The sequence below is a fragment of the Actinomadura sp. BRA 177 genome (genome assembly GCF_013372625.1).
Taxonomy (GTDB): Bacteria; Actinomycetota; Actinomycetes; order Streptosporangiales; family Streptosporangiaceae; genus Spirillospora.
Map to the genome: position 1 here is coordinate 1 of NZ_JABXFD010000521.1, position 2,008 is coordinate 2,008.

A 2,008-nucleotide genomic window follows, 5' to 3' on the forward strand; every position below is an offset into this window, starting at 1 on the left:
AGAGTGCGGGCCGTTGTTTTGTCTACCCCTCTCATCTAATCCACATGAATCTGTGGACGCTGTGGATTAACGACGCCCAGCCGGGCCGCCGCCCACGCCGCCAGCTCAAGCTTTTGAATTAGCCTCGTAGTCTCAGGTTTCGATGAAGGGGTCGACGTACAAGAGGTGTAAATGCCGTGGTGTGGGCAGAAAGGAACTTGCTTCCCGTTGTCCACAGCTGCGTCACGAGGGCGGCACGTGGAATCCGCGGCACGGTACCTGGTACTTCTATCTGGAGCTCGACGCCGGCCCGGGTAGCAAGCGTCGTCGGCTCCGCCAGGGCGGGTTCACCACGCAAGAGGACGCTGAGAACGCTCTTGAGGATGCACGGTGCCGGGCATTGCGCGGGTTGGATCCGGGCGTCCGGTACACGGTCGGGCAATACCTCGACGAGTGGCTGACCGGCCCCGGCGGCCTGCGTCGCAGTACCCGCAAATCCTATGGCGAGCACATCGACTACTACCTCAAACCCCACCTGGGCCATATCGAACTGGACCAGCTACGCGTTTCACACGTGCATGAGATGTTCGCCGCGATCGACACCGACAACGAGCGCATCTTGTGGGCGGCCGGAGAACGCCGGCGATTGCTTGAGACTGCCCGGCAGGCATGGCGATCCGGGGACAAGGCAGCGCACAGAGCCGCTCGCGCTGAACTCGCCGGGCTTCGCCCGCACCGCCGGACGGTCGGGGCAGCGACCATGCAGCGCATCCGCGCGACGCTGCGGTCGGCCCTGGCGGACGCGGTACGGCAGGGCCTGACCGCAGTGAACGTGGCGAAGTTGACCAAGCTCCCAACAGGCAAGCGGCCCAAAGCGCTGGTGTGGACCAGCGAACGCGTCACCGCATGGCAGATGGCCTACGAGCGGGAACTGGCGGCAGAGCGGGCCAGCGGCCGTACGGTCAACGCATTCAAGGTCTGGGTGTCGCTGCCGCGCCCTTCGCGGGTGATGGTGTGGACGCCTGAACAGATCGGGATCTTTCTCGATCATGCCGCAGACCACCCTTTGTACGCGCTGTTCCACTTGATGGCTTTCCGGGGGCTGCGGCGCGGGGAGGCGTGCGGGCTCGCGTGGCTGGACCTGGACTTGGCCGGGGCGTCGCTGACCGTTCGGGAGAACCGTGTGAAGATCACCTACCGGGAGATCGAGGACGGTGAGCCCAAGTCTGAGGCGGGCGAAGACACGATTCCGCTCGACTCCGGCACCGTCACCGTGCTCGAAGCCCCATCGTCGGCGGCAGGACGAGGCCAGGGCCAAGTGGGGTCATGTGTGGCAGGAGTCGGGAAAGGTCTTCACCCGGGAGGACGGCTCGGCGCTACATCCCGACCACGTGACGGACGCGTTCGCCCGGCTGGCCCACGGCGCCGGGCTACCGCCCATCCGCCTGCACGACCTCCGCCATGGCGCCGCGACGCTGATGCTCGCCGGTGGCGCGGACATGAAGTTGGTCCAGGCGCTGCTGCGGCACTCCTCGCTCGCCATTACCGCCGACACTTACACCAGCGTCCTCCCCGAGGTCGCCCGCGAAGCCGCAGAAGCCGCTGCGGCACTGGTGCCAAGGAAGATCCCGGCTGAGGAAGACCGCCCTTCCGTCCTCCCCGCGTCCTCCCAAGGTGAGGAGGAGTAGCCCCTCACCGCGTGCACGTGACGTGTATCCGCAAGCCACATAAGCGATGCGTTGAGTGGGTCGCGTGGGACTCGAACCCACAACCTACGGATTAAAAGTCCGTAGCTCTGCCGCTCCTGCGCACGCCTGTGGCGTTCTTGGGATTGCAAAAGTGAAGTGGGATGTTTTGATGGTTGCAACTGAATCCCGAATCTAAAATGTAAAGGCAGCCTCTGTGTCCATTCACGGGGTGAAGCCGTGATCAGGCCTTTGCCGGTGGTGTCCAGGGGGTTCCGGTGAGGGCTTGGTGGATGGCGTCGATGGGGCGGACGCCGTGGTTGCGGGCGCTGATGAGGTAGGAG

1 protein-coding gene, 1 tRNA gene and 1 pseudogene are annotated in these 2,008 nt (G+C 64.9%); 2 read left to right on the top strand and 1 reads right to left on the bottom strand.

What is annotated here, in order from left to right; translation table 11 throughout:
* Positions 1-142: 142 nt before the first annotated feature.
* Together HUX53_RS43170 and HUX53_RS43175 are read left to right on the top strand one after the other, a co-directional pair.
* Positions 143-550 (top strand): annotated as a pseudogene (locus HUX53_RS43170) (hypothetical protein); the annotation flags it as partial.
* An 820-nt stretch (positions 551-1,370) separates the two neighbouring features.
* Positions 1,371-1,667, top strand: a complete 297-nt coding sequence (locus HUX53_RS43175) for a tyrosine-type recombinase/integrase (RefSeq protein ID WP_369009221.1) — start codon at positions 1,371-1,373, stop codon at positions 1,665-1,667.
* Positions 1,668-1,723: 56 nt separating this feature from the next.
* Here HUX53_RS43175 and HUX53_RS30030 read toward each other — a convergent pair.
* A tRNA-Lys gene (locus tag HUX53_RS30030) sits at positions 1,724-1,784 on the bottom strand.
* Positions 1,785-2,008: the final 224 nt, after the last annotated feature.